Origin of the sequence: uncultured Algibacter sp. (assembly GCF_947487575.1) — a bacterium.
Lineage (GTDB): Bacteria > Bacteroidota > Bacteroidia > Flavobacteriales > Flavobacteriaceae > Algibacter_B.
The window spans coordinates 11,878-36,224 of the sequence record NZ_CANKXG010000009.1 but is presented as its reverse complement, the minus strand read 5'-3'; the positions used below and the strand labels follow the sequence as shown (position 1 = coordinate 36,224).

Below are 24,347 nucleotides of genomic sequence, written 5' to 3'. Positions count from 1 at the left end.
GGTTATTAAGTTTAAAAGTAATTTTATGCTATAGACGCGTGTTTTTGAAGTTGTTAATAACTCCAAATATAACAACAATCGTTCCTAAAAAGCAAAGATTCTTATCTTTTTTTAACCATTTATTCGATAAACGGTAATTTTTTATGCTCGTTGACTTGTATTATCTTTGCAAACTATTCCCTTAAAAACCTATGAACACCATTCTTTCTGAAGTAAATCCAAAAGAAAACATCATTATTAAAGGTGCGAAACTGCATAATTTAAAAAATATTGATGTTGTGATTCCTAGAAACAAACTCGTAGTTATTACTGGGTTATCAGGTTCAGGAAAGTCTAGCTTGGCGTTCGACACGCTTTACGCGGAAGGACAAAGACGCTATGTAGAAAGCTTATCGAGTTATGCGCGTCAATTTTTAGGCCGATTAAACAAACCAAAAGTAGATTACATTAAAGGCATTGCTCCTGCTATTGCTATTGAGCAAAAAGTAAATTCCACCAATCCGCGTTCAACAGTTGGCACAACAACAGAAATTTACGATTACTTAAAACTATTATTTGCAAGAATAGGAAAAACATACGCTCCTGTTTCCGGATTAGAAGTAAAGAAAGATACTGTTACAGATGTTTTAAATTATTTAAAAACATTTGAAGAAGGCGAAAAACTACTACTCCTCGCTCCTATTTATTTAGAAGAAGGACGAACGATGGCAGACAAACTTAAAACACTTCAACAGCAGGGTTATGCTAGAATAAAAGTTAAAGATTCTGTTTTAAGAATTGACGAAGCGCAGTCTGTTTCAGAAAAAGAGCCAGTTTCGTTAGTGGTTGATAGAGTTATCACTAAAAATGAAGAAAATTTTTATAACCGACTAGCTGATGCCGTTCAAACAGCTTTTTTTGAAGGCAAAGGCGAATGCATCATTGAGATATTAAGCACTAAAAAACAACACCCTTTTAGCAATAAATTCGAATTAGATGGCATTACTTTTTTAGAACCCAATGTACATTTATTCAGCTTTAACAATCCTTACGGCGCCTGCCCTAAATGTGAAGGCTACGGAGATATTATAGGTATTGATGACGATTTAGTTATCCCCAACACTGGGCTCTCTATTTACGAAAGTGCCATTTTTCCGTGGCGCGGAGAAAGCATGAGCTGGTATAAAGACCAACTGGTAAACAATTCTCATAAATTTGATTTTCCAATACACAAACCGTTTTTTGAGCTAACAGAAGCGCAAAAAAAATTAGTATGGACAGGCAATAAACACTTTGAAGGACTGAATTCTTTTTTCAAAGAACTAGAATCTAAAGCTTATAAAATCCAAAACCGCGTCATGTTATCGCGTTACCGCGGAAAAACAAAATGCAAAACCTGTAATGGTAAGCGCTTAAGAACGGAAGCCAATTATGTAAAAATTGCAGGTGCCACCATAACCGATTTGGTTGAAATACCATTAGACAAACTCACAAGCTTCTTTAAACAACTCGAATTAAACGATTACGACACGCAAATAGCTAAGAGACTATTAAAGGAAATAAATAACCGATTATCTTTTCTTAGCAATGTAGGCCTAGACTACCTAACCTTAAACAGAAAATCAAATACACTTTCTGGAGGAGAAAGTCAGCGCATTAATCTAGCAACCTCTTTAGGTAGCAGCCTGGTAGGCTCCATGTATATTCTTGACGAACCTAGTATAGGTCTACATCCAAAAGATACCGAGCGCTTAATTTTAGTTTTAAAATCTTTGCGCGATTTAGGAAATACAGTAATTGTAGTTGAGCATGATGAGGATATTATGAAAGCCGCAGACACTATTATAGATATTGGTCCAGAAGCAGGCACCTTTGGGGGTCATGTTGTGGCAGAAGGTACTTATGCCAATATTTTGGCTTCAGAATCTCTAACAGCCAAATACTTAAATGAAGAGTTAAAAATTAAAGTACCTAAAACTAGAAGGACATCAAAATACCATGTCGATATTATTGGAGCTCGCGAAAACAACCTAAAAAATATCGATGTCACCTTTCCGCTAGGCATGCTAACCGTTATCACAGGAGTTTCTGGTAGCGGAAAAAGTACATTAGTTAAAAAAATATTATTCCCAGCACTTCAAAAAAAACTAACCGACTTTAGCGACAAACCAGGACAATTCACAGCTTTAAAAGGTAATTTTAGTAGCATAAATCATATCGAATTCGTTGACCAAAATCCAATCGGCAGGTCATCAAGATCAAATCCTGTAACCTATATTAAGGCCTATGATGATATTCGCGCCCTATTCTCAAAACAGAAATTAAGCGCCATAAGAAACTATCAAGCCAAACACTTTTCTTTTAATGTAGATGGCGGACGCTGTGAGACTTGTAAAGGCGAAGGTCAAGTAACCATTGAAATGCAGTTTATGGCAGATGTGCATTTAGAATGCGAAAACTGTAAAGGCAAACGCTTTAAAAAAGAAGTACTAGAAGTCACTTTTGCAGATAAAAATATTGACGATATCCTTAACTCAACCATCGATGATGCCATAACGTTTTTCGAAGCCACAGAACAAACAAAAATCAAAAATAAACTACAGCCACTTCAAGATGTTGGTCTGGGCTATGTTACTTTAGGGCAAAGCTCGTCTACCCTTTCTGGTGGCGAAGCCCAACGCATCAAACTCGCCTCTTTTTTAGGCAAAGGAAACAACAAAGACAAAGCTCTTTTTATTTTCGACGAACCCACAACAGGCTTACATTTCCACGATATTCAAAAACTCCTAAAATCCTTTAACGCTTTAATTGAAAAAGGACACTCTATTATTGTTGTGGAGCACAATATAGATTTAATAAAATGTGCCGATTACATTATCGACCTTGGCCCAACAGGCGGCGAAAAAGGCGGAAACCTTGTTGCTCATGGCACTCCCGAAGAAATCGTAAAAATAAAAGCTTCCGAAACAGGAACGTATTTAAAAGAGAAACTTTAAGACAATTAAAACTATTTGGGCGTTACCACAATCCCGATAGCTATCGGAAGGGCTTTACGTTGCAAGCCCTAACGCAAACAAACACACATTAAACTTAGCAATACATCTTAATGAAACATAAAAGCAAATAGCCCCAAGATAACAACCGCTAATGGTGCCACTAAAATTAAAAACAAAAACGAAGTAATACTAGCCTTTAAAAAGGTTTTAAATGCGCCTTGTTGATAAAATCGCTTTAAAGCAATACACAAATAAATAAAGGTTGATAGCGCAATTAACCAATCTATCCAGTCTGGAATGTCAAAAATAAAATTAACACCAATAATTAAACTAAAAACGGTAAACAAAAAACAGAAATAATAAAAGCTAAACACCAAATGGTGCGCATACAAGCCTTGCTTTCGGTATAACACCTTCAAAATAAACGCGAATATTGGCAACAAGAAAAACATAGCAATAGGAATAGCATCATAAAACGCCTGTAGAATACTCCCGCCCTTTCTGGATTTATAAAATTTCAAGGCCTGTTTAAACATTTGCCTTTTAACCATTCCGGCATCCTCTCCCATTCCCATGCCTTTATAAATAACATCATCAGATGCTCCCGCAGCGATTAAAGAATCTACAACCGTTGTACTAAAATCAAAATTAACCATTCCGTTTTCTTTAAAATTCTCGGCATTAACCATCGAATCTATTTCAATATCAGAAAACCCATGTAAATACTTATTATCATTTAAAGTTTGCCTTAATTCTGTACGCGCAACAGAATCCTTTTTATTTTTCAACTTCAGCTGTAAAGCCTCTAAAGAATCTCTAAGATGCAAATCTTCTATTTTATCAAGTATTTTTTCTGCTTCTGGTGCTTTTAATGTTTTTGAAAGGTTCTCATCTAAACTTTCTATTTGATTGCGTTGTATAAACGAAAACAAAAAGAAAAACACCACAGCAATAAACAAGTACATTTGTGCAGGATGCAAATATAACAAACGTTTACCCTCTATAAACTTACTAGCTAAATATCCAGGTTTAAATAATAACGGGAAAAAGCTCTTAAAAAACCGTGCATCAAAAGAAAAATAATTGCTAATAGTATTATAAAACAATACCCCAACAGTAAGCTCGTCCTTGGCTTGCTGCCCACAATATGGACAAAACTTAAAACCCTCCTTAAACTGTTTCTCGCAATTTTTGCAAGTTTCTTTATTGTTTTCCATTTAAAATGATTGGTGTTATAAAAGTACGGATTTTATAAATAATAAATTATTTAACAAAATAACGTAACCAGCTTTAAATCAATTGTTTATTTTTTAAACCATTGTTAATATTACGTTAACACCTATAGTTTTCTATTTTTTTGGCACGCATATTGAAAAACGCTAAGCAACAGTAGAATTCGAAATACTGTAGTCTCAAAAATTTAAGATGACTTAAAAATTTCGAAATGTTAAATTAAATCCTATATGATTATGAGAAGAGTATTACTAGTATTTGCAAGTTTGTTAATAGGATTAACAACTGCATCAGCAACAGAGCTAAGCAGCCATAACTCAAAAATAAAGTTTGAAAAAAAGAAAAAAAATTATCGCTTTGCGCAACCCATTATATTTATGGAGCGCGGTATTGAGTTTTTAATTTTTCCTGACGGAAGTTTCGATTTTAATACCAAAACAAATAACAATTATGATGACGATATCTATTATAGAAGAAACTCAAGACGAAGCAATGTAAATGTTAGCAACCGTGGGCCAAATTCAAATATTCAATATACCTTAAATCGCTATACAAACAGAGGAGTTTCAATATCTCGTGATAGAGATGGTGCCGTAAGGCGAATTGGTAATGTATATTTAAATTATGACAGAAGAGGTCGATTAACTCGTGTAGGCTCTATATTCATGAGATATGACAGAGGAAGACATTCTGATTTATCGCAAGTTGGGGGTTTAAAAGTTCATTTTAACAAATGGGGAGAAATTGTAAAAACCCGAGGCCAAATAAACCGTTTTAACAGAGACTGCGATTTTAGAAATACACGAAAAAACATGTACGGATACCAAAACAACTATAATAACGACTGGCATAGTAATGATGGTGTTTACGATGATAACTACTACTATTTTAAACAAAATGGTAAAGTAAAGAAACACAAAAAGAACAAAAAATAATTTTTTGAAATTAGTTAGAAATAAAAAACCTCGAAGCTGTAATGGCTTTGAGGTTTTTTTACGGTTCGTTTAACGTCTAGTATAAGAATAGTAAGTAATTAAAATGTACTTACTTTTTGGGTTTTTGCTTAGCTAAATTTACAATTTTTATTTTAAAAACAACTACGACGTGACCGATTGTTGCTTCATTAAAGTAAATTGTCTGGCGCAAAGCATTTTGTGTATGGGACAATTTCATCTCCTTTTTTACCGATAATGTGTAGTGCATTAATGCTGAGTTCGTTAAATGTTTTTACTGAAATTTTCAAAAGTTTAGATTTTTATTAATGGTTGTTTATTGAAAAAACTTTGGTTCTAAATACAAACAATCATTTGCTAAATCGTAAATGATATTCATTTTATTTAAAACTACATTTCCAAATGCACCGACATACTCTTCGCTTATTTGTGAACCTTCTTGTGCATTTGATAACGCTGCTATTACATTATAAAATGAATAGTTGCTGATTTTTATTTCTTTAATTAATCCTAATGGTGATTTGTATAATTCTCCATTGGAATCCCTGCTTGTTGAACTACCTACTATTCTAAGTTCCTCTTCCAGATTTAGTTTTTTTACTGCTGGGGTATTAAATGAAACTTTATCGTCAGCTCCTGTGTCTAGCATAAACCAACCGTTAAATAAAGAATCTTTTACCATAAAGGATGATTTTATTAGAGGCACTCCTTCATCCATCTTAACTTCTATTTTCCTCTTATTACCACTGTATTTAAATGTTTTTGGGTCATACAATTTAATTGTTCCTCTATCATAATTTATACTAACTACATAATTTATAAAAAACTCACAGCCTATAATCCCGTCAAAATCAACATTCTCATATGGAATTGAATACAGGGTTAAATTTTTAATATTGATATTGCCAATTTCAATCTTATTATTTGAACTTGATTTAACTATAGAAGTTGATGTTGCACCGACATTTATATCTTCTCCATCAAACTTTAATTTTAATTTATTTCGAGCTATACTATCTACTACAACATACGAACTCGCTCCAGTGTCTATAATAAATATTAATGAATCAATTTCATTAACTTTTACTTTTATATATAATTGATTATCGTCTCTTAATTCAAATGGAAATGTACTTAATGCTTTATTTACAGTCTTTGATGCTTTAGTTAAAATAAGTGATTTATTTTTAGTAGAACAACTCAAAAAGGTTGCAATTAATAATAATGATACAATGTATTTCATATTTCTTCTTTTTTTATTAAATTAATGAAATGCTCTTCATTATCTTTTTTAAATTCTTGATATAATTGAGTAACATTCTTACTAATTATATTTAGTTGCTTCAAAATTTTATCTTGTTCAGAATTATTCATTTCACTCAACGAAAACTTCGTAGCATATTGTTCTTCTTGGTCAAGTAGAATACAAGTTTGTTTTCCTTTTTCGGTTAGGTGTAGGTTTAAGTTACGTCTATCTTTTTTTTCATTTTTTTTAATTACATAACCCTTAGCAACTAATTTTTTTATTGCTTTTGCTGTGGTTGTTTTATCAACTAAAAGAATGGATGATAAATCCTGTTGGTTAATTCCGGGGTTTTCTTTTACACGCAGTAAGAATTGGTATTGTCCTTTTTCGAGATTTATAGATTTCATTAAAAAATCAGAAAATGAGTTGAGTCCTCTATAAATTTTTCCGATTTCTCGTAATATTTCTTTATTCATATTAAAATTAGATGAAAGTTCAACTAATGCAAATTTATGAAAACAAGTTGAAAGTTCAACTATCTGTTTTTTTAATGTTTTATATCCAACGTCAAACCACGATAGGTTATTTTTCGTATAAGATCAAGTAACAACCACTTAACTTGAAAATAGTTATTAACTATTTTACTAGTATTTACAAGCCCTTAAACCCTACTCTATTTTTTTGGCACGCTGTTTGTATTTACTAAAACAGTAACCCAAAAAATTTACAATTATGAAAAAGTTTATATTCTTATTAGCAGGTTTAGTTCTAACCGGATTTACTGTTAACGCAAGCACAACCAATATTGAAGCAAATGCAAACACAGCATCAACTTATTATGGAGGTTATGGAAACTCTTTTATATTTAATGTAGATGGTGTTGAGTTTTCGGTGTTTAGAGATGGACAATTCGATTTTAACCTTATTAGAAACAATTCGCGCTTTGGCGTTAATATCAACACACGAAACGTAAATATTAGTTTTAACTCAGGTTACGATTATAATGCTTACGTACAATACGACGAGTTCGGAGCTATTATTCAAATAGAAAATATTCCTATCTATTATGACTACTACGGGCGTATTAGTCAAGCTGGAAACGTAAATATACATTACAACAACTTTGGTTACATAAACCGTATTGGAGGCTTAAATGTATTTTACAGAAACAATGTATACTCGCACTATACTGGATTTATAAATGTGTTTAACAGAGGTTATGTTTACAGACCATGGCACAGATATTACAGCATCCCAGCATACGATTACTGTGTTGTTTACAATAGGCCGTACAGACAGTTTTACAACCCTGTGCGTTACACATACCACAGAGGGTTTCAAAACAATTACAGACCTAGAACTGCTATTGCTAGCAGAAGAGGTAATAAAATTTCTAGAAACAGAAGTTATGCTACTGTAAATAGAAGCAAAAGAAACGTTACTCAAATTAATAGAAGTGCAAACTCTAGAAGAAGTGTTGCGAGCAATAACACAGTAACAAGACGAAATAACAATACTGTAAATAGGAACTCTAGAAACAATAACGATTTAAAGAGAACAAACAGACGCGATAATAGTTCGGTTAACAGAAATACTAATAGAGAAATTACAAGTACACGAAGAGCATCTTCTGGAAATAATTCTCAAGTAAATAATACTAGAAGAACTAGAGATAACGTTGATAGAAGTAACAATAGAACGAGTACAAGAGCTAATACGGTAAAACGTGAACAAAAAACTAGAACGGTTCAAAAACCAAAAAGCACAAATACTCGTACATATAAAAGAAGTAATAATAATACTAGAAATACCCAAGTAGCTCAACGCAGAACGGTAAACAAACCTAGAACAACGCAAAAACGTACAGTTTCTAAGTCTACACAAAGAACGTCAAGGGCAATAAAAAGCAGAGGTAATTCTAGCAACAATAAAAGGTCGACAATACAGAGAAAACGATCGTAAAAATTTTGGTTGGTTAGTTTGGAAAGCCCTACGAAATGTATGCCTCAAAGCAGCATCGTGGGGTTTTTCGTTTTCAACAAAATCTTGTCATTCCTGCGAAGGCAGGAATCTATTTTGAAATAAGTTAGCCTACCAAGTAATTCGAAAACAACAGGAGTCATAAAACTTATATAATATTTCGACTGCGCTCAACACTCAATTAACTTAAAAAGCTCTATTACTTTAACTTTAAATACTTTTTTATTAAAAGCGAAATATCTTCAGAAAAGTTAAATCGATATACCACAAAAGCATACAGCAAAGTAATTAACATCGACTTTAAGCCCATATTAATAATAGGCATAAAAGGAAATTCCCAAAAGTAAAACAACAATATACTAACTATTAAAAGCACACCAATCTTTAAAGTAGCTAGAGTAAAAGGAAATATTTTAAACTTTTTATAAACAAAGAATAATTTTATCGAGTTATACAAAAAAATAGCTGTAAAGGTAGCCATGCCAGCACCGTTAATTCCTAGTATTGGTATAAATACAATATTTAACACAACCATTAAAATAACCAAAAAAACACCTAACACTAACACAATTCGATAATAATCACTATTAAATAAAATAGCATTATTACTTCCTAAAGCATTATCATAAAGCTTAGTACAACTTATCATAAAAACTACCAATAAACCACCGCTAAATTCTTCTGGAATTATATAATAAAGTTGGTTAATATTTAATACAATCAACAAGAATATAAAACCTCCAACTACAAATAGATTTAGAGAACTCCGTTTGTATAAATCTTCTAAGGCGTTAAAATTTTTTTCATTTAAATATTTAGCCGATAATGGTGATAATATTTGATGCATAGCGCGTTGAGGCACCGCAATTACTGAAGCAATGTATATAGCGACTCCATAATAAGCGACCTCTTTAATATCAATATAATGCCCTAACATCACTTTATCAACATCTAAAAGAATCGTAGCTATTGACCCTGCTATTATGATTAAAAAAGAGTATTTTAAAATATTACGTAAATTCGGCACACGTTTAAAGATAATCACTGGAAGTTTTACACTAAAAGCATACACATTCATAACCAGCATCCTTACTACATAAACCACTACAAATCCTGCCATAAATTGTTCAATGTTTATTACTTTAAAATGTAATAAGAACAGCAGAATCATAGCTCCCACTCTATGAAAAACTTCTTTCATGAAATTTCCAAAAACCGTTTGCATTTGCACTTTTGCCCAAGCAAAAAATACTTCAAAATAAGCCAACGCAATCGCTATAATTACCGTATGCCACAAATAATCTTTTATGATTTCGTTTTTCTTTGATAAAAAGCTTACAATAGTATCATAACTCACATAAGTAATTAAAATTAAAGGAAGTATAACACATATAGGCAACACCAACATAAGCGTTAAAAAACTATTTAAGCAAATTCTTGTCTTAAAAGTTGAATAGAATTTCACCAAAGTATTGTGCATACCAAAAGCCATTAGCGGCATAATAACATATGCTAGTGATAGCATGTAGCCCACCATTCCATAATATTCATCGCTTAAAAACTCAGTGTATAAGAATAAGGTATTAATGGCTCCAATTAAAAACCCTAAATAGGTGGAAATTATGTTTTTAAAGGATTGCGATATAACGATTCCCATTATAATAAATTAGCTAACGATTTTGTAAGCGCTTTTCTGTGATATTTTTGCAACCCAACTGGATACGATTGCAATGTTTTATTTTGAAACGACTTATACTGCTCTAAGATAATTCTTTTTAGCGAGTCGAAATCGGAGTAATTAAAATAGTGACCCGCATTAGTTTCTTTTATAATGTTTTCGACATCCGAGCCATTTGGTCCAATGGCAATTATTGGTCTATTTGAAATCATGTATTCAAATAGTTTTCCTGGAATAATACATTTAGTCTCTTCTGAATCAATCTCAATTAACGCTAACAATTGTGATTTTTTTTGATATTTAATTGCCTCCATATGTGAAACATAACCTACATTATTTACATAATTGCTTAAATTATACTTCTCAATAGATTTTAGCACACCCTCGCTTACATAACCAACGAAATTAAGTTGAAAATCTTTTGAAAAACTTTCATATTCACTTATTAAATCACCTAAAACTTGCCATAAAATTTCAGGATTTCGTTTTGATAATAACGACCCAATATGTGATAATGTAAACTTGGAATCCATCTCAAAATCTACATGTTTCACATCATCATAACCATTTGTAATAACTTCAATAGGTTTATCTGTAATCTCCCTAAACTCCTTTTTGGTCACAAAACTTGTTACAATAATTTGGTCTGAGGTGTTTAAAACCTGCTTTTCTAACGATTTATGCTTAGCTTTCGAGGCAGAGCTTAGCCTTAACTGCTTATGATAACCTATAGTTGTCCATGGGTCTCTAAAATCTGCCAGCCACTTTACACCTAATTTCTGTTTTAACTGAATACCAATTAAATGCACACTATGTGGTGGACCAGTTGTTATAATCGTTTCTATGTTTTCTTTTTTAATATAATCCAAAAGAAATGATACCGAGGGCATTACCCAACCTACTCTCGCATCTGGAATAAAAAAATTACCTCTTACAAAAAGCATTGCTTTTTCTAGAAAAGATTGTTCTTTTTCATCAGCAATAATGCCCTTACTAATAGTTTTGGAAGATTTACTTGAAAATAACCCAGCCCATTTATAAGGTTCATTTATAGGGTGCTTAATAATGGTAGCTGCCTTTGACACATCAGAAACCAAACTCTCATCAACTATAGGATAATTTGGGTTTTCGGGAATAAAAACAACAGGTTCAACATCAAATTCTGGCAGATATTTTACGAACTTTAACCAACGTTGTACTCCAGGACCTCCTGCTGGAGGCCAATAATACGTTATGATGAGCACTTTTTTTTTATTCATCCTTTCTTTTGAACTCATAAAATAATCCACCAAGCAACAATACACCAAGCAAAATAGAACTTGCAAGCGTTATTTTACTTCCTGTTTTAACTACTTCTGGATCAAACTTAAATTCTATGGTATGGCTTCCTGCTGGAATTTGCATGCCTCTCAAAATATAGTTAACGCGCATATGATTAGTCTCTTTGCCATCAATAAACGTTTTCCATCCATCAGGGTAGTAAATCTCTGAAAACACCGCAAAACCATTATTAGAGTTTTTAGATTGATATTTTAAATAATTAGGCTTAACCTCTGTTAGTCTTATAGTTGCCAATGAATCTACGCTATAGCTACTTGTAGGTTTCTCTAAAACACCAATAACCTTTTGCGCTGAATAAATGGCTTTATTTTTATTATCTAAACTATCTAATAGCGTTATTTCTTCATTTGCTGAATCAACCTTTTTTAACGACTTCACAAACCAAGCATTACCATTGGCGCTTTCATTCTCATAAGGAAACGCATTTCCTTTTTCATCTTGAGCTACAATGTATTTTGTATTGAGCATATCCAATACATTAATGTTGTTTTTCGATATATAAAAATCAAACACTTCACTATAACGTCTTAATTCCGCTGCATTATACCCATTTAAAGAATTATGATAATACGAAGGCTTTGAAGGCCCAGAAACTAAATCAAAAACCCTGTAATGCGATTTGTTTTTTAATATGTATGTATCAACTTCAGAAGCTTGAAACGGTTTACTCATTTTAATTCCAGACACGAAGTCGCTGCTATTAACATAACGCCTATCAACACTAACTAAATCAAATAATATTAATACACCAAACACAATAATAAGCACGCGTTCTTTTAATTTATCCGTTAGAAATAAGTACATGGTTCCAGCGGATAGCAATACTAAAATTAAAGTTCTAATAGCATCGCTTGTAAGCAGCGACTTTCTATCTGCTTTTAACGCATCAACAAAGTCCTGCCCATAACTCTGGCGAAAAAAACCATCGTTTCTGCCTACAAAATCAAATAAAGAGGACTTAAATAACAAAAACACAATTGCAATACTTCCTGTAATAATAGTTGCATGCTTTAAAGCCTTTAATTTATCTTCTTTCTTTTCAAAATCATTAAAAATCCTAACCAGCCCCATAATTGCTAAAGCTGGAATACATAACTCTAAAACTACTTGTATAGAAGTCACCGCTCTAAACTTATCATAAAGAGGCACAAAGTCAATAAAAAAATCAGTTAAAAATCCTAAATTTTTTCCATATGATAATAACAAGGAAAATAGCGTTCCACCAACAAGCCACCATTTCAATCTTCCTTTTACCAAAAACAAAGCAAAAACAAATAAAAATAAAACAACTGCCCCAACATAAGCTGGTGCCGCAACACCAGGTTGTCCTCCATGATACATAGGTGCTTCTTTTGAAAAATCTAACGCATCTTTTGTTGACGCTCCAAGCTTTCTTATAGCCTCATAAGTATTAGAATCTTTTCCTAAATTCTCACCATCTCCACCTCCAGTTAATCTAGGAATAAAAAGGTTAAAGGTTTCTAAAAAACCATAACTATAATGAGTAATATATTCTCTATCTAATCCAGAAGTCACTTCTTTTGGTGAGCCATCTGAATTTATAGTCAATTCGCTTTTACTACGCTTACTTTCTTTTACGTATTCGCTTGTTGCTAAAAAATTTGTAGCATTTAAAGCTATACCCAAAACTACCGCTCCAATCAAAACACCAATAGACTTAAAATAATGCGGAAGCATTTTTTTACGATAAGCATCGATTAAGTATGCAATACCTAGAACAATCACCAAAAACATAAGATAGTAGGTCATTTGGAAATGATTCGCCACCAATTCTAGCCCCATAGCAATGCTTGTCAACAAAAAACCGATAATATATCGTTTTTGAAAAACCAACAAAATACCACTTAAAACCAAAGGCATATAGGCAATAGCATGTGCCTTACTATTATGACCAACTCCAAGAATAATAATTAAATACGTTGAAAAACCAAAAGCTAACGCACCGAGCGCCGCAAGCTTAAAATCGACTTTAAGCACCAATAAAAACACATAAAAGCTTAATAAATACAGAAATAAATAATCTGCTGGTCTTGGTAAAAAACGTAATGTTAAATCTAATTTCTTTATATAGTTATGAGGATACCTTGCTCCAAGTTGATAAGTTGGCATACCGCCAAAAGCACTATTGGTCCAATACGTTTCTTCACCTGTTTCAGCTTTAAAATCTTTTTGCTGCTTACTCATGCCTATATACTGCACTATATCGTTTTGATATATGGCTTTTCCTTTTAAAACAGGGCTAAAATACGCTAGAGAAATAATAACAAAGCCTAGCAAAATTAACACGTGAGGTAATACTTTTTTAATTGAAAATGACATGAAACGGTTTTAAAAAATGATTCTGAAAAATAGTTATAATTTTTCAGAAGTATACATATTGATATTATTTACTTTAAAGGTAAGTTTTCATCAATGAAAATAAATAATGTACTACTCCTCAATTTCTTCGTAATCCACGTATTCACCAACATCTTTGTTAGACACTTTAGTTTTTGGAATTTTATCAATAGTTATTTCGCCTTCCTTTTTTTGAGGTTCTGGCTGTTTCCTTTGTCCAAACTGACCGCCGAAGCGTTGCTCAGCTTTTTTTGTTGCATATTTAAGCAAAAAAGGTGCAAAAATCCTGGAAACAATCTTAATTCCGTAATATACTAAGGCAATTATAAGAATGGTTTTTAATAAACCCATTTTTTAACTTTTATTATTTAATAAAACAAAAATACAATTCTATCCGTTTAAAAAACGTTCAAGAATGATAAAAAAAGTATAAAATATCTATATTTGAAGTGTCTTTAATACATTTATTAAAGCAATAATTAAACTAACAAGATTATGACCCCATTTAGATCTACATTGTTTTTCCTACTAAGCCTGGTTACCTCTCAGGCTTTTTGTCAATATACAGATGTTATTAACTCCAATAGACCCGGGGTTTCTAGAAGCGCCTTTTCTGTTGGTACTAATGTCGCACAATTGGAAATTGGCCCTTATATAGTAAATGAAAAGCACACTCCTTTTCAATACGAAGTATCTGGGTTTGGAGTTGATTTTGCCGCACGTTATGGATTATTATTAGAAGAATTGGAAATAAATATTGAAGGTTCTTATCAAAATGACACCTTTACAAATAACAGATCAAGTATTGTAGACAAAAGCAAGCGTGCTAACTTTAAGTTTTTAGCCATTGGTGCAAAGTATCTGGTCTTTGACCCATACAAAAATGCTGAAGAAGACAAACCAAACCTATATAGCTGGAAAGCAAACCGACAATTTAAATGGAAATCCTTAATACCAGCCGTATCTGTTTACCTAGGAGCTAACTACGACATAGAACCAAACCCATATACTTATTTTGGCATAGAAGGCTTTAGTCCTAAAGTTATGATAGCTACACAAAATAACTTTTCTGGAGGCTGGGTATTTGTTATGAATTTAATTAAGGATAGAATTGGAACAGACCAATCTGATTTTCAATACATACTTACTCTAACACATTCTTTCAGCCCAAAATGGGTTGTTTTTGGGGAAACCCAGGGTATTCAAAGTGACTTTTATGCCGATAACCTATTTAGATTTGGTGGCGCCTATTTATGGGGCAAAGATTTTCAATTAGATACTGCTATTACTTTTAACACCAAAGACACACCATCAATACTTAGTGTTAATTTTGGAGCGTCGTACCGGTTAGACTTTCATAAAGATAAAGAAGTAGATAATGGTACTTCTGCTAAAGATGAAGGAAAAAGGCAAGCTAATAGAAAAGGGAAAAACAAAAAGAAGAGTAAAAAAGAAAAAGATTCAATTGAAAAAATAAACAAACAAAAAAAGAAAGATGTAGATTTTGATTAATAAGTAATAATCATCACCCATCACATATATATGATAAAACTTAAAGAAGTACAAACAAAAAAAGATCTTAAAGCTTTTGTCAAGTTTCCATTTACACTCTATAAAGATTCAAAATACTGGGTTCCCCCAATTATAAGTCAAGAGATGAAAACTTTTAACAAAAAAGAAAACCCTGTACTTAATGATGCCGAAGTAAAACTGTTCTTAGCCTATAAAAACGGAAAACTCGTTGGCAGGATTGCTGCAATAATAAACTGGCTTGAAGTAAAAGAGCAGAAACAAAAAAAAATGCGTTTTGGTTGGTTTGATTTTATTGATGATTTAGAAGTATCTCAAACACTTTTAAATGAAGTTGAAAACATAGGGAAATCGCATAATCTTGAATACGCTGAAGGTCCAATTGGCTTTTCAAACCTAGATAAAGTTGGTGTGATGACAGAAGGATTTGACTCTATTGCTTCGATGGTAACTTGGTATAATCATGCCTATTACATTAAGCATTATGAATCTGCTGGGTATAAAGTAGAAAAATCATATTCTGAAAGCAAGTTTCCCTTTAAAAATGTACAGCCAGAGTTTTTTAAAAAGGCTCAGGAAATTATTAAAAGACGCTACCAACTCACTCCTCTTAAACTTACCAAGACAGAAGAAGTTATGCCTTATGCAGACAAAATGTTCGATTTGTTTAATGAAAGCTATGCATCATTGTCTTCGTTTGTAGCTATTAATGATATTCAAAAGGAATATTTTAAAAAGAAGTTTATAAGTTTTATAAATCCAGAATATATCAAATTTATAGTTGATAAAGATGACAACATGATTGGCTTTGCTATTGTAATGCCAGGATTTGCTAAAGCATTACAAAAAATGAATGGCAAATTATTTCCTCTTGGATTTAGACACATCATGCATGCAAAAAAACACAGTAAAGATGCCATTTTCTACTTAATAGGGATTCACCCTGATTACCAAAACAAAGGTGTGCACGCAGTTATTTTTAACGAATACTACGAAACTTTCAAAGAAAAAGGGATAGAAATGTGTTATAGAACTCCAGAATTAGAAGACAACGAAGCAATAAAAAAAATCTGGAAGCACTTCTCTCCCGAAGTTTACAAACGCCGAAAAACATTTAGAAAAAATATAGCATAAAAAAAGCCGATTCTAATCAGAATCGGCTTTTTTTTATTTTTTTCTTATTAGACTTACTCTCCCATTGCAGCCATAACTGCAGCAGATAAACGCTTATATGTACCATTATCCAAACGCTCTCTAATAGCATCAAAAGCATCTAAAGTTTCAGAAACATCTTCTAAAGTATGCGTTGCAGTAGGAATCATTCTTAGTAAAATTAACCCTTTAGGTATTACAGGGTAAACAACTATAGAACAGAATATTCCATAATTTTCGCGCAAATCTCGCACTAGTGCCATGGCTTCAGGGATACTGCCTTTTAAGTAAACTGGTGTAACACAACTCTGAGTAGTTCCAATATCAAACCCACGTGCTTTTAAACCAGATTGTAATGCTCTAACAATTTTCCAAAGATTATCTTTTAATTCTGGCATTGTTCTAAGCATTTCTAAACGCTTAAGCGCTCCAACAACCAATTGCATTTGCAAAGATTTTGCAAACATTTGAGAACGTAAATTATATTTTAGATAATCAATTATTTCTTGATCGCCAGCAATAAAAGCTCCAGTACTTGCTAATGACTTAGCAAATGTTGCAAAATACACATCTATATCATCTTGAACCCCCTGCTCCTCACCAGCCCCAGCTCCTGTTGCGCCTAAAGTTCCAAAACCATGAGCATCATCAACAAATAATCTGAAATTAAATTTCTCTTTTAGAGCTACGATTTCTTTCAAACGCCCTTGTTCTCCTCGCATTCCAAAAACGCCTTCAGAAATAACAAGAATCCCTCCACCGGTTTGTTCTGCCATTTTAGTAGCACGTTCCAAATTCTTTTCTAAGCTTTCAACATCATTATGCTTATAGGTAAATCGTTTTCCCATATGTAAACGCACACCATCTATTATACAAGCGTGGGCATCTACATCATAAACAATAATATCCTCTTTAGACACCAAAGCATCTATTGTTGACACCATACCTTGATAACCAAAATTCAAAAGATAGGCAGCTTCTTTACTAACAAAAGACGCTAATTCGTTTTGAAGTTTTTCATGTAAATCGGTATGACCAGACATCATTCTTGCCCCCATTGGATAGGCGGAACCATATTGAGCAGCTGCTTCAGCATCTACTTTACGAACTTCAGGATGATTTGCTAGCCCCAAATAATCATTAATACTCCAAGTAATAACTTCTTTTCCTTGAAACTTCATGCGATTTGAAATTTCTCCTTCTAACTTAGGAAATACAAAATAACCTTCAGCTTGAGAAGCCCATTTACCTAATGGTCCTTTGTCTTTATAAATTTTTTCGAATAAATCTTTCATTAAGTAAATCTTCTTGCTATTAAAATTAAGCCATAACTACAACTAGCCTATTACTTTTTTAGGGAATTAAACAACTAAAAGCTTAAAAAACAAAGAAGCCTTTAGCTGTTAGCTAGTTGATGCAAAATTAAATATTTATCTGGTTTGAACATAATTTTTAAGGCTCAATTATTAACAAAACATAAAAAGAGGTGAAATTCTACTAATGCAGTAAAATTCCACCTCTTTTTACAAGATATTATTTTTGTTATTTTATGTATTGTATGTTTTGAGCAGCGGCTTCATTTATACTATCAAAGAAACCTTGATCATTCATCCATTTATCACTATAAACCTTACTCATATACCTTGCTCCATGATCAGGAAATATAACAACTACATAATCATCTTTCTTAAAACGATTTTCTTCTCCAATTTGCAATAAAGCCTGAGTTACAGCACCAGATGTATAACCAACAAACATACCTTCTTTTTTTGCAATTAACCTAGCTGTATGCGCACTATCTTCATCTGTTACTTTGATAAACTCATCTATGATATCAAAATCTGTAGCTGTTGGAATCAAGTTTTTCCCTAAACCTTCGATTCTGTATGGATATATCTCTTTTTCATCAAACTCTCTAGTTTCATGGTATTTCTTGATAACAGAACCAAAAGCATCAACTCCTATAATATTTATATTAGGGTTTTGTTCCTTTAAATATCTAGCCGTACCAGAAATGGTTCCACCTGTTCCGCTACATGCTAACAAATGTGTTATTTTACCTTCTGTTTGTTTCCAAATTTCTGGCCCTGTAGATTTGTAATGCGCATCAATATTTAATTGGTTAAAATACTGATTAATGTATACCGAACCCTTAATTTCGCTATGTAATCGCTTAGCAACTTCATAATAAGATCTTGGGTCGTCTGCACTAACGTGAGCTGGACAAACATAAACCTTAGCTCCCATTGTTTTTAACATGTCTATTTTGTCTGGAGACGATTTAGAACTTACTGCTAAAACGCAATCATAGCCTTTAATTATACTTACCATAGCTATACTAAACCCAGTGTTACCTGAGGTAGTTTCTATAATGGTATCACCCGGAGTAAGAATACCTTTTCTTTCGGCTTCTTCTATAATGTAAAGTGCTATTCTGTCTTTTGAGGAGTGTCCTGGGTTAAAAGATTCTACTTTTGCATAAAAGTTACCTTTAAACTTAGAAGCTATTCTATTAAGTTTAACAAGCGGAGTGTTGCCTATTAAATCTAATACATTATCAAATACTTGATTTCTGTTTTTCATATAAGCTTATTATAAACTGCTTGTTTTTACTAAACACAAAGACAGTTTAAACGGCACAAAAATAAAACTTTTTTTCATTATGAACAAATACCTTCTAGATCTAATAAAAATGCATATTCTAAGGCAACCTCTTTTAAACTTTCAAAACGCCCAGACGCACCACCATGACCAGAATCCATATCAATATGTAACAATAATATATTTGAATCTGTTTTTAACGCTCTTAGTTTCGCAACCCATTTTGCTGGTTCCCAATACTGCACTTGCGAATCATGTAACCCTGTTGTAACAAGCATATTAGGGTAATTTTTAGCCTCAACGTTATCATATGGGGAATATGATTTCATATAATTATAATACTCTAATTCGTTAGGGTTCCCCCATTCATCATATTCTCCTGTAGTTAAAGGAATCGTATCATCTAGCATTGTAGTTACAACATCAACAAATGGAACTGCGGCTAAAATTCCATTATAAAGCTCTGGGTTCAAATTAATAATTGCCCCCATAAGCAATCCTCCTGCCGAACCACCATAGGCGTATAAATGCTCATTTGAAGTATATTTTTGTTGTATTAAATATTTTGAGCAAGCAATAAAATCTGTAAACGTATTTTTTTTGGTAAGAAGTTTTCCATTTTCGTACCATTCGCGTCCTAAAAACTCCCCTCCTCTTATATGTGAAATAGCATAAATAAACCCTCTATCTAATAAACTTAAACGAATACTTGAAAACGAAGGGTCAATAGTTGAACCATAAGAACCATAAGCATATTGAAGTACTGGATTTGTACCATCTAACTTAATGTCTTTTTTATAAACTAATGACATAGGAACCTTTACTCCATCTGAAGCAGTAGCCCAAATACGCTTAGTTTCGTAGTTTTCTTTTTTAAACTTTCCTCCTAGAACCTGCTGTTCTTTCTTAATTTCGCTTTGTTTTGTTTTAAAGTTATAATCAATTACTGACCCTGGAGTGTTTAAAGCATTATATCCATAACGTAGTAAGTCGCTTTCAAAATCTGGATTATTACCTATAAAAGCTGTGTAGGTTTCAGATTCAAATGGTAAATAATAATCTTCTTCACCATTCCAACTTATAATTCTTAATTTATTTAATCCGTTTTCGCGTTCATTAATAACCAAATACGCTTTAAAAATTTCAATATCTTCAATTAATACAGATTTTCTGTGCGGTATAACATCTTTCCAATATTCTTTCTCGGTATTATTTTCACTGGTTTTAACAACTTTAAAATTTGTTGAGTTTTCAATATTTGATATGATATAAAAACTATCACCATAATGGGCAATATTATACTCTAAATCCTTTGTACGTGTTTGAAAGACCTTAAACTCATTATCTGGAGTATCTGCTTTCAAAATGCGATATTCTGAGGATAGTGTGCTTGAAGAACCAATTACAATATATTTTTTTGATTTCGTTTTGTATACAAATGTATTAAAGGTTTCATCTGTTTCATGATAAACCTCTATATCTGTTTTGCTTTGAGTATGCAATTTATGCTTAAATATTTTATGAGAACGCAAGGTCACATCATCCTTCATTGCATAAAATAAGGTCTTATTATCATTTCCCCAAGTAGCACTTCCTGTTGTATTTAAAATTTTATCTGAATAAATTTCGCCTGTTACCAAGTTTTTAATTTGAACAGTATATTGTCTTCTACTTACTGTATCTGTTGAAAAAGCAGCCATTGTATTATCTGGACTTATAGATATTCCTCCCAAATTGAAATAAGCATACTCTCTTGCCATATCGTTGCAGTTAAACAATAATTCCTCCTCAGCTTCTAATGTTTCTTTTTTACGTATATAAATAGGATAATCTTGCCCCGCTTCATACTTAGTAAGGTACCAATAGCCATTTAACTTATAAGGTACAGAAGTATCATCCTCTTTAATTCTACCTTTCATTTCCTCAAATAAATGCTTCTGAAAATCTTCAGTATGTTGCATCATTTGTTTAGCATAAACATTCTCTAAATTTAAATAATCTATTACATCCTGATCTTCCTTATTGTTTAACCAATAATAATTATCAATTCGTGTTTCATTATGAATTGAGAGTTCTTGAGGTATTTTTTTTGCTATTGGAAACTGATTTACTTTTTTCAATGAAGAAGATTTTATTCTTAAGAGTTTAAGCTTCCAAAAATAGAAAAATTAAATAGCTTTGTAATATTATTAATTAATTTATAAAATTATGTTTGGAGATATGATGAATATGATGGGTAAACTTAAGGAAACCCAGAAAAAAGTAGAAGCTACTAAAAAACGCTTGGATACCGTTTTAATTGATGAGTCTAGTAATGATGATAAACTTAAAATTACTTTAACTGCTAATAGAACTATCAAATCGATTGAAATTGACGACGAATTACTTGTTGATAAAGAGCAGCTTACAGATTACTTAATTATCACGTTAAATAGAGCAATTGAAAATGCCACAAAAGTTAACGAAGCCGAATTAGCTGCCGTTGCTAAAGAGGGCATGCCAAATATTCCTGGAATGGATTTATTTAAATAATAATCTGTCTTTAATATACTATCAATAATAAAGTGATTTTAATGATTAATTTTTAAAAACACACGCCTTTACCGTTAAATACTTTAATAAATTGAATGTGAATACTATTAACAAAACAGATTTATCTTATGAAATGTAAATAAAACCGACAAGATGCAATTAATAATTCATAAATCTAATAGTTTGGCATTTAGTCTAAAAAATCCAAAGTCAATAATACCATCCAATATATTTGTATGTGTAAATTGTAAAAACTAATATAATATTATGAAAAACATTACCAAACTTTTATTACTAGCAGTACTTGTAGTATTTGCTTCGTGTCAGAATGAGACACTAACAGAGGGAGCTTCTTCAATAGTTGAAGATGAATTATCAATGGAAGATGAAATCTTAGTTTCTGATGGAGAAGAAGATGAAACATTCGTTTTAAATAATGACCTTACAACTGAAATGCCAGCTCCAGAGCTTTCATTTTCTTTATCAAGTAACTCGACTGCAGAAGGAACTCCTTCTTGTACTCCTGATTTAGACGCTTTAGAATTAAGTTTACCAGATACGGTAACTGCAACAACAACTGCAAAGCCAGGAGTTGACGCTTACTTTTCTTTAGATATTTTAGACTCTGACTTAGCTGGTACAGATATAGCTGCTTGGTGTGTAGACCAAGATTTAAGTTTAAATCAAGAAGAAACGCTAGAGTTTGCTGTATATTCTAGTTATGAAACACTTCCTGATGGTGAATTTGAGTTCCCTGAGAACTTTGATTTAGTAAACTGGGTTGAAAATCAAAACTTTGTTGGAAAAGTAAGTCCTAGTGGAGGAACTTATACTTTTGGACATGTACAATATGCTATTTGGAAACTTGTTGATGATTCAATTTGTGTTTCATGTTCTTTCTTAACTAGTCCAACTGGTACTTGGAATACTGATAGCGCTAACAACATTGCTAAAGCTCAAGAAATTGTTGATGCTGCAGTCGCGAATGGTCAAGATTTTGTTCCAGGGTGTGGCGAAAAAGTTGGTGTTATTCTTAACCCTGCTGGAAAACAAGCTATTATAATTTTTGTTGATGTTCCTGAAAAAGAAGAGGAATGTAGTGATTGTGAAGGAAAAGTTACTAAATTAGAATTAGAATTTGACTGGAGTTGTGCTAAGAAAATTGACATCGTACAAAGAGATGAAAACACATGCTATGGTAAAAGAATTTATTGTAACAGAAATGTACAACCAGGTGAGAAAATAAATATCTCTGGAGGTAATAGTAACGGAACATTTGGTAAGTATATCTACATCTATATTAACGGATGCTACTATACTAAAATTGAAACTGATTGTGATGTTAAAATAGGCCCTGGTTATACAAAAGGTGTATTTAATGTAATTAGCGGTGAAAGCAGCAACGGAGGTGAACTTTGTGAGTATGTTAAGCCAGATTACAACAAGTGTTACAGACACTGGAGTTGTAAATACTATAACAGCTGTAGATACGGATATTAATTAATGTAACAAACACATTAAAATATTTAAAAAGAGGCATTTAAAAATGCCTCTTTTTTTATGCACAAAATTGATTTAAACTATTTTGACAAATGGATTATCAGAAACTAAAGAAGAAATGCTCTTTAATTAACTTTTCTATCTTCCTTTTTAAGGATAGACAAAGCTTTATATAAAATAGGTAAAGGATTCTTAACTATAAAACGAATTGGAGAATGCTTGTATATGTAATTAAATCTAAAAAGAAAAAATGGATTTCTTTTAAAGTTCTTAACCAAACCCTCTAAACTCAAATACGAAATAGATTCTGTTTTTTGTAATTCTATTTTATTACCCAAAGTTGAGAGAATATACAAATACGGAAAGTTTACACCTGCAATCGATGGAGCATCTGTACCTAACCAAAATCTAGTATTTATTTCAATAACTTTAAAAACTTTACTTTTCTCATCATACCTCCAATCAATATTGGCTACTCCAGACCAATTCAAGCTTTCCATAAGCTTTTTTGTATTCTCAATCAACTCTTCGTTTTCAATAAAATCAAAACCAATTTGCGGGGTCAATATACCATCTCTAAAAACAGTTCCTTTTTGAATGGAATAAGCTATTATATTTCCATCTTTGCACAATACATTACAACATAAATCATAACCTTCAATAAATTCTTGAACTATTGTATCGCAACTAAAGTTGTTGGTTTGGTAATACTCAATAATGTCTTCTTTATTTTCTACTATACTTATTCCTAATCCACCACCACCACCATCAACTGGTTTAATTAACATTGGAAAATCAAAGTTCTCAACTTCAGGAAAGTTATTTGGTTTAACAATTAAACTTTTTGGACATGGAATGTTATGTTCTATTAAATGTAAATATAATAAGCCTTTGCTTCCAGCAGAATTAAGATTCTCTATACTTGGTAAATCACATATTTTGTTAGCATATTTTAATTTGTGCTTGTTTTTAACAATAGTTCTAATCCCTGTTTCGTATATAGGCAAAACAAGATTTATATTATGCTTTTCCACTTCATATTTAATATTTTCTAACCACTCATCTTCAGTTGTTTCTGGATAATAGATATACTTCTCTATAAATCTAGAATATTTCATATAACCATTTTTCTTAGTAGACATAACATAAATTTTTACATCTTTTTTAAGAGATAAACAATTTACAATGTACATTAAAACATGAATTTCTCCATCTGGTATTAATACTGAAATTTTTCCTATATTATTATCTATTTCCATCTACTCAAA

18 protein-coding genes are annotated in these 24,347 nt (G+C 32.0%); 7 read left to right on the top strand and 11 right to left on the bottom strand.

Annotation, left to right across the window (positions count from 1 at the left end):
- Nucleotides 1-191 precede the first annotated feature (191 nt).
- Entirely contained in the window at nucleotides 192-2,975 is a 2,784-nt protein-coding gene (gene uvrA, locus Q0870_RS11255; protein ID WP_298555575.1) for an excinuclease ABC subunit UvrA, read from the top strand.
- Nucleotides 2,976-3,082: 107 nt separating this feature from the next.
- Here uvrA and Q0870_RS11250 read toward each other — a convergent pair whose 3' ends face one another.
- Nucleotides 3,083-4,192 (bottom strand): DUF3667 domain-containing protein, encoded by a 1,110-nt coding sequence (locus Q0870_RS11250; RefSeq protein ID WP_298555574.1) that lies wholly within the window; start codon nucleotides 4,190-4,192, stop codon nucleotides 3,083-3,085.
- A 252-nt stretch (nucleotides 4,193-4,444) separates the two neighbouring features.
- On the opposite strand from Q0870_RS11250, the gene Q0870_RS11245 reads away from it, so the two are divergent.
- Nucleotides 4,445-5,143, top strand: a complete 699-nt coding sequence (locus tag Q0870_RS11245; RefSeq protein WP_298555573.1) for a hypothetical protein — start codon at nucleotides 4,445-4,447, stop codon at nucleotides 5,141-5,143.
- Nucleotides 5,144-5,477: 334 nt separating this feature from the next.
- On the opposite strand, the gene Q0870_RS11240 is transcribed toward Q0870_RS11245, so the two are convergent.
- Nucleotides 5,478-6,404 (bottom strand): aspartyl protease family protein, encoded by a 927-nt coding sequence (locus Q0870_RS11240; RefSeq protein ID WP_298555572.1) that lies wholly within the window; start codon nucleotides 6,402-6,404, stop codon nucleotides 5,478-5,480.
- The gene (locus tag Q0870_RS11235) at nucleotides 6,401-6,883 is read right to left on the bottom strand and encodes a MarR family transcriptional regulator (RefSeq protein WP_298555571.1); all 483 of its coding nucleotides are present in this window, start codon (nucleotides 6,881-6,883) and stop codon (nucleotides 6,401-6,403) included. Before Q0870_RS11235 ends, Q0870_RS11240 begins: the two co-directional genes overlap by 4 nt.
- 256 nt (nucleotides 6,884-7,139) lie before the next feature.
- Here Q0870_RS11235 and Q0870_RS11230 point away from each other — a divergent pair, with 256 nt between their 5' ends.
- Nucleotides 7,140-8,369 (top strand): hypothetical protein, encoded by a 1,230-nt coding sequence (locus tag Q0870_RS11230; protein WP_298555570.1) that lies wholly within the window; start codon nucleotides 7,140-7,142, stop codon nucleotides 8,367-8,369.
- A gap of 217 nt (nucleotides 8,370-8,586) precedes the next feature.
- On the opposite strand, the gene Q0870_RS11225 is transcribed toward Q0870_RS11230, so the two are convergent.
- The 4 genes from Q0870_RS11225 to Q0870_RS11210 form a co-directional block, all read right to left on the bottom strand.
- Entirely contained in the window at nucleotides 8,587-10,044 is a 1,458-nt protein-coding gene (locus Q0870_RS11225) for an oligosaccharide flippase family protein (RefSeq protein ID WP_298555569.1), read from the bottom strand.
- A complete protein-coding gene (locus tag Q0870_RS11220) occupies nucleotides 10,044-11,324 on the bottom strand; it encodes a glycosyltransferase (RefSeq protein ID WP_298555568.1) in 1,281 nt (426 codons plus the stop codon). The genes Q0870_RS11225 and Q0870_RS11220 overlap by 1 nt, the downstream gene beginning before the upstream one ends.
- The gene (locus tag Q0870_RS11215; protein ID WP_298555567.1) at nucleotides 11,317-13,746 is read right to left on the bottom strand and encodes a YfhO family protein; all 2,430 of its coding nucleotides are present in this window, start codon (nucleotides 13,744-13,746) and stop codon (nucleotides 11,317-11,319) included. The genes Q0870_RS11220 and Q0870_RS11215 overlap by 8 nt, the downstream gene beginning before the upstream one ends.
- A 111-nt stretch (nucleotides 13,747-13,857) precedes the next feature.
- Complete coding sequence (locus tag Q0870_RS11210; protein ID WP_298555566.1) at nucleotides 13,858-14,115, bottom strand: DUF4834 family protein; 258 nt, start codon at nucleotides 14,113-14,115, stop codon at nucleotides 13,858-13,860.
- A gap of 144 nt (nucleotides 14,116-14,259) precedes the next feature.
- On the opposite strand from Q0870_RS11210, the gene Q0870_RS11205 reads away from it, so the two are divergent.
- Both Q0870_RS11205 and Q0870_RS11200 read left to right on the top strand, forming a co-directional pair.
- Nucleotides 14,260-15,276, top strand: a complete 1,017-nt coding sequence (locus Q0870_RS11205; RefSeq protein WP_298555565.1) for a transporter — start codon at nucleotides 14,260-14,262, stop codon at nucleotides 15,274-15,276.
- A gap of 30 nt (nucleotides 15,277-15,306) precedes the next feature.
- The gene (locus Q0870_RS11200; RefSeq protein WP_298555564.1) at nucleotides 15,307-16,428 is read left to right on the top strand and encodes a GNAT family N-acetyltransferase; all 1,122 of its coding nucleotides are present in this window, start codon (nucleotides 15,307-15,309) and stop codon (nucleotides 16,426-16,428) included.
- A gap of 53 nt (nucleotides 16,429-16,481) precedes the next feature.
- Here Q0870_RS11200 and Q0870_RS11195 read toward each other — a convergent pair whose 3' ends face one another.
- The 3 genes from Q0870_RS11195 to Q0870_RS11185 form a co-directional block, all read right to left on the bottom strand.
- The gene (locus Q0870_RS11195; protein WP_298555563.1) at nucleotides 16,482-17,741 is read right to left on the bottom strand and encodes an aminotransferase class I/II-fold pyridoxal phosphate-dependent enzyme; all 1,260 of its coding nucleotides are present in this window, start codon (nucleotides 17,739-17,741) and stop codon (nucleotides 16,482-16,484) included.
- Between the two features lie 247 nt (nucleotides 17,742-17,988).
- Entirely contained in the window at nucleotides 17,989-19,029 is a 1,041-nt protein-coding gene (locus Q0870_RS11190) for a pyridoxal-phosphate dependent enzyme (RefSeq protein WP_298555562.1), read from the bottom strand.
- Between the two features lie 77 nt (nucleotides 19,030-19,106).
- On the bottom strand, nucleotides 19,107-21,167 hold the full coding sequence (locus Q0870_RS11185) for a S9 family peptidase (protein WP_298555561.1): 2,061 nt from the start codon (nucleotides 21,165-21,167) through the stop codon (nucleotides 19,107-19,109).
- An 88-nt stretch (nucleotides 21,168-21,255) separates the two neighbouring features.
- Here Q0870_RS11185 and Q0870_RS11180 point away from each other — a divergent pair, with 88 nt between their 5' ends.
- Both Q0870_RS11180 and Q0870_RS11175 read left to right on the top strand, forming a co-directional pair.
- Nucleotides 21,256-21,579, top strand: coding sequence for a YbaB/EbfC family nucleoid-associated protein (locus Q0870_RS11180; RefSeq protein ID WP_298555560.1), 324 nt, complete (start codon nucleotides 21,256-21,258; stop codon nucleotides 21,577-21,579).
- 267 nt (nucleotides 21,580-21,846) lie between these two features.
- Nucleotides 21,847-23,079 (top strand): hypothetical protein, encoded by a 1,233-nt coding sequence (locus Q0870_RS11175; RefSeq protein WP_298555559.1) that lies wholly within the window; start codon nucleotides 21,847-21,849, stop codon nucleotides 23,077-23,079.
- A gap of 125 nt (nucleotides 23,080-23,204) precedes the next feature.
- Here the strand turns inward: Q0870_RS11175 and Q0870_RS11170 are convergent, their stop codons facing one another.
- Nucleotides 23,205-24,338, bottom strand: coding sequence for an ATP-grasp domain-containing protein (locus Q0870_RS11170; protein WP_298555558.1), 1,134 nt, complete (start codon nucleotides 24,336-24,338; stop codon nucleotides 23,205-23,207).
- Nucleotides 24,339-24,347: the final 9 nt, after the last annotated feature.

Coding starts and splice junctions, on each gene's coding strand:
- Q0870_RS11220 (WP_298555568.1), bottom strand. CDS start 11,324: ATGAATAAAAAAAAAGTGCTCATCATAACGTATTATTGGCCTCCAGCA.
- Q0870_RS11170 (WP_298555558.1), bottom strand. CDS start 24,338: ATGGAAATAGATAATAATATAGGAAAAATTTCAGTATTAATACCAGAT.
- Q0870_RS11225 (WP_298555569.1), bottom strand. CDS start 10,044: ATGGGAATCGTTATATCGCAATCCTTTAAAAACATAATTTCCACCTAT.
- Q0870_RS11240 (WP_298555572.1), bottom strand. CDS start 6,404: ATGAAATACATTGTATCATTATTATTAATTGCAACCTTTTTGAGTTGT.
- Q0870_RS11230 (WP_298555570.1), top strand. CDS start 7,140: ATGAAAAAGTTTATATTCTTATTAGCAGGTTTAGTTCTAACCGGATTT.
- Q0870_RS11245 (WP_298555573.1), top strand. CDS start 4,445: ATGAGAAGAGTATTACTAGTATTTGCAAGTTTGTTAATAGGATTAACA.
- Q0870_RS11200 (WP_298555564.1), top strand. CDS start 15,307: ATGATAAAACTTAAAGAAGTACAAACAAAAAAAGATCTTAAAGCTTTT.
- Q0870_RS11250 (WP_298555574.1), bottom strand. CDS start 4,192: ATGGAAAACAATAAAGAAACTTGCAAAAATTGCGAGAAACAGTTTAAG.
- Q0870_RS11195 (WP_298555563.1), bottom strand. CDS start 17,741: ATGAAAGATTTATTCGAAAAAATTTATAAAGACAAAGGACCATTAGGT.
- Q0870_RS11205 (WP_298555565.1), top strand. CDS start 14,260: ATGACCCCATTTAGATCTACATTGTTTTTCCTACTAAGCCTGGTTACC.
- Q0870_RS11180 (WP_298555560.1), top strand. CDS start 21,256: ATGTTTGGAGATATGATGAATATGATGGGTAAACTTAAGGAAACCCAG.
- Q0870_RS11175 (WP_298555559.1), top strand. CDS start 21,847: ATGAAAAACATTACCAAACTTTTATTACTAGCAGTACTTGTAGTATTT.
- uvrA (WP_298555575.1), top strand. CDS start 192: ATGAACACCATTCTTTCTGAAGTAAATCCAAAAGAAAACATCATTATT.
- Q0870_RS11210 (WP_298555566.1), bottom strand. CDS start 14,115: ATGGGTTTATTAAAAACCATTCTTATAATTGCCTTAGTATATTACGGA.
- Q0870_RS11215 (WP_298555567.1), bottom strand. CDS start 13,746: ATGTCATTTTCAATTAAAAAAGTATTACCTCACGTGTTAATTTTGCTA.
- Q0870_RS11190 (WP_298555562.1), bottom strand. CDS start 19,029: ATGAAAAACAGAAATCAAGTATTTGATAATGTATTAGATTTAATAGGC.
- Q0870_RS11235 (WP_298555571.1), bottom strand. CDS start 6,883: ATGAATAAAGAAATATTACGAGAAATCGGAAAAATTTATAGAGGACTC.